The following is a 3,808-nucleotide window of genomic DNA, read 5'->3' as shown; positions in this document are numbered from 1 at the left end:
TTGACACAATTACTGTAGTGGGACTTGGGGTGACTGGCAAGTCTTTTTTTGTTTATGCACAAAAATTTAGTGCAGGACTCTGCATTTTTCCTTTGCAAAGCTCTGCACTTTTATTTTGCCATACACAATCCCAGTTGAAATGTAAGATTAAAGGAAGAAAGGAAGGGATTACAATGAATGACATGATTAACATTTTAGTTGTTGAAGATGATAATGACATAAATCAACTTTTATGTCGAATTATTAAAATGAGCAACTATCATCCCCAACCGGCTTATTCTGGGACAGAGGCACTATTATATTTAGAAAAACAACAGTGGGATTTAGTGTTGCTAGATTTAATGTTACCGGGCATGGCAGGAGAAGAAGTACTTGAAAAAATTACAGAAAAAGGATCTACGCCGGTTATTATCATTTCAGCTAAAAATGAAAAGAGAACGAAAATTACGAGTTTGCGAAAAGGTGCTGATGACTTTATCTCAAAACCTTTTGATATTGATGAAGTATCTGCTAGGATTGATTCGCTTCTACGGAGAACTCGCTACCCGAATGAACCGAAAAAGCAAATATTAACTCATAAAGATATTCAACTTGATTTAGATTCGAAGACTGTTTTGGTCAATGGTGTCAATGTTTCTCTTACCGCTCGGGAGTTCAATATATTAAAACTATTAATGACAACACCGTATAAAGTTTTTTCTAAAGCTAATGTTTTCGAGAGTGTATGGAATGAGCCGTATCACGGAGATGATAACACGGTAAATGTACATGTAAGTAACCTTCGAAATAAGCTTACGAAGGCAAATCCAAATGAAGAGTATATTGAAACAATATGGGGAATGGGTTATCGGATGAAATCTTAAGCTTTTCTTAAGATTTATCTTAAGCCTCTCTTAATTATTATGTTCCATATTATAGTTAATGTCCGAAATGGGGGGATACACAAATGGATGAGTATATTTTACGTACAAATGGATTAACAAAAAAATATCATCATGATTATGCTTTAAAGGATGTCAATATCAATATTAAAAAGGGTGAAATTTATGGTTTAATTGGTCAAAATGGTGCTGGAAAATCAACATTATTACGGTTAATTACAGGACTAGCTTTTCCGACAAGTGGAACTATCCATATTTTTGGTGAATATCAATCTAAAAACTTATGTGAAGCCCAAAAAAGAATCGGTGCGATTATTGAACACCCAGCACTTTTTCCAAATATGTCAGCTTCTGAAAACCTAGAAGTGCATCGCTTACAAAAAGGGATTCCAGGTAAAACATGTATAAGTGAAACGTTGGAACTAGTCGGTCTTCAAGATTTAGGGAAGAAAAAAGTGAAAAACTTTTCTCTAGGAATGAAACAAAGGCTAGGGCTTGCTATTGCCTTATTAAGCGATCCAGAATTTTTAATTCTCGATGAACCAACAAATGGACTTGATCCAATGGGAATTGTTGAAATGAGGGAGTTAATTCATAAATTAAATCGGGAAAAAGGACTTACAGTTTTAATATCTAGCCATATTTTAACGGAACTATACAAAACCGCAACATGTTTCGGTATTATTCACAAAGGACGGTTGTTAGAGGAAATGACAACAAAAGAATTAGATGAAAAATGCAGACAACATTTGCGGATTAAGGTTGATCAACCACAACTGGGAGCTACGGTCTTAGAAGAACAATTACAAGCAGATGATTTTGAAGTAATGCCAGATGGGACCATAAAACTTTATAACTATCTCGATGATATTCGGACCGTTTCTCGTATTTTAACCAATCGTGGACTTATATTAGAACATCTCTCACTAAATGGTGATAGTTTAGAGAACTATTTTTCAAAACGGATTGGAGATGCAACATATGACTAATTTAATTCTAGCAGAATTATATAAATTAAAAAGGAACCGGTCATTTTGGGGTATTACTGTAATCGTAACGGGTGTCAGTTTGCTATTACATTATTTAGTAATGATTGATTGGTGGATAATGGACAATACTAATTTTATGCAAGTAGGATTAGGTAAATTAAATGCATTATCTCCATTTATAACGTTATTATTTTTCAATTTAATTGTTAGCACATTGGCTGGATTTTATATCGCCGTTGATTTTTCACCTAGTAGTGTTATAAAAAATCAAGTTATGAGTGGAAATAAACGCTCCCATATATTTTTAGCGAAGTTTCTTGTTTTTTCATTGGGTGCGGTTCTTATTACAATATTCATTCCATTAATCATAGGTCTTTTAATGGTATTATTATTAGGTCATGGTGATATCCTAAACAATGTTGGTCTTCTATACTTAGCAAGGTCATTTGGATTATTTTTACTCCCTTTTCTAAGCTATATAGCGTTAATAACGTTGTTTGCTGTCGTGACCGAAGATAGTGGTAAAACGATTATTTTTTCGATTTTATTTACTATTGTAATATTTGTTGTTGAAAAGCTACCTATGTCATCTGTTATTGAATTTTTGTATAAGTATTCTATATTTCAACAGTTTAGTGATGTATTTACTCCGATAATGACGAAGGGCCAAATGCTTACAGCTCTTATCGTTGGTACTGTTTCCTTAATTTTCATTGTTTTCTGTGGTATTTTTATATTTAATCGAAAAGAAATCAAATAAAAAAGGCGGGTGGGAGCAGTGATTTTTATTGTTATAACGTTAGTTATCATTACTTTTATTGCACTCACTCGGCTTTTTTCTTTTAAAAATGAAGTGAGAAAGATCGTGAGACAGTTACAATTGTATAACAATCGTAAAACAAATAAAAAAATTGATATTACACTCATTGATCAAGATATTGAGCATTTAGGAGTTGAAGTCAATCGTTTAATTGACTTGTATGTAATGGAAAATCGAAAAAGGGTCCTTTTTGAAAAAGAACAACGACAAGCAGTGGCAAATATGTCTCATGATTTGCGTACACCTCTTACATCCATTATTGGTTATATTCAGATCGCAAATAATGAAAATCTGTCAGAAGTCGAAAAAGAAGAATTGTTGGCTATTGCATTTGACCGTGCAAAAAGATTGGAACGTTTATTGAATGATTTTTTTGAACTGAGTGTTCTAGAGTCCACTGATTACGAGTTAAAATTACAACGAATAAACTTGACTAAATTATTGACAGAAGTATTGGTAAGTTTTTATGATCGTTTTCAGGAAAAAAGATTGGAGCCAACAATTGAAGGCTTAGAGAACAATGTCACTATTTTTGCTGATCATTCAGCTGTTACACGTGTAATTGAAAATTTACTTTCTAATACGTTAAAGCACGCTGATGGGAATATCATGATCAGGCTAGAAGAACAAAATGGTGTTGCAAGTCTAATGATTACCAATGATGCTCTTTCGTTAACGGAACAAGATGTTCAGCATATGTTTGATCGTTTTTATATGGCTGACCAATCTCGTTCTGGGAAAAGCACTGGCTTGGGTTTATCGATTGTAAAAAGTCTAATGGAAAAAATGAACGGCTCTATTTCTAGCAAATTAAATGATGGTCAGTTGTCAATCATTTGTGAGTGGAAAACGGTAAAGAAATGAATCGATTGTAAATAGGTATTTCTAAAGTATTCAACGGAATAAAGAAATTAAGAAGAGGCATTTATACATCGTTACGATGTTTTGAATGTCTCCTTTTTTTTATTTTTTTTATGTTTTGTCACATGGGTGTAACCGTCAAGTAGAATTAAACAATTTTCCACAAATAATTTTAAACAGTTTTCTACAATTAAGATTCAACAGTTTGCTAAATTAAAATAATACCTTTCTGTATTTCATACGAATGCTATCCGTTT

4 protein-coding genes are annotated in these 3,808 nt (G+C 32.7%); all 4 read left to right on the top strand.

Features of this window, described 5'->3' with window-relative positions:
• Positions 1-173 precede the first annotated feature (173 nt).
• The 4 genes from ACFPOH_RS11355 to ACFPOH_RS11340 all read left to right on the top strand — a co-directional run bounded on the left by ACFPOH_RS11355 (position 174) and on the right by ACFPOH_RS11340 (position 3,554).
• Complete coding sequence (locus ACFPOH_RS11355) at positions 174-863, top strand: response regulator transcription factor (protein WP_173662335.1); 690 nt, start codon at positions 174-176, stop codon at positions 861-863.
• Between the two features lie 83 nt (positions 864-946).
• Positions 947-1,870, top strand: a complete 924-nt coding sequence (locus ACFPOH_RS11350) for an ATP-binding cassette domain-containing protein (RefSeq protein WP_173662334.1) — start codon at positions 947-949, stop codon at positions 1,868-1,870.
• The gene (locus ACFPOH_RS11345; protein WP_342581630.1) at positions 1,863-2,630 is read left to right on the top strand and encodes an ABC transporter permease; all 768 of its coding nucleotides are present in this window, start codon (positions 1,863-1,865) and stop codon (positions 2,628-2,630) included. The genes ACFPOH_RS11350 and ACFPOH_RS11345 overlap by 8 nt, the downstream gene beginning before the upstream one ends.
• Before the next feature lie 9 nt (positions 2,631-2,639).
• Positions 2,640-3,554 carry a sensor histidine kinase gene (locus tag ACFPOH_RS11340; RefSeq protein ID WP_390309716.1) on the top strand — a complete coding sequence of 305 codons (915 nt, stop codon included), beginning with the start codon at positions 2,640-2,642 and terminating at the stop codon, positions 3,552-3,554.
• Positions 3,555-3,808 lie beyond the last annotated feature (254 nt).

The organism is Ureibacillus suwonensis, assembly GCF_042655065.1.
In the GTDB taxonomy this organism is placed as follows: domain Bacteria; phylum Bacillota; class Bacilli; order Bacillales_A; family Planococcaceae; genus Ureibacillus; species Ureibacillus suwonensis.
The sequence above is the reverse complement of the archived record's forward strand: the minus strand, read 5'-3'. Positions and strand labels throughout refer to the sequence as shown.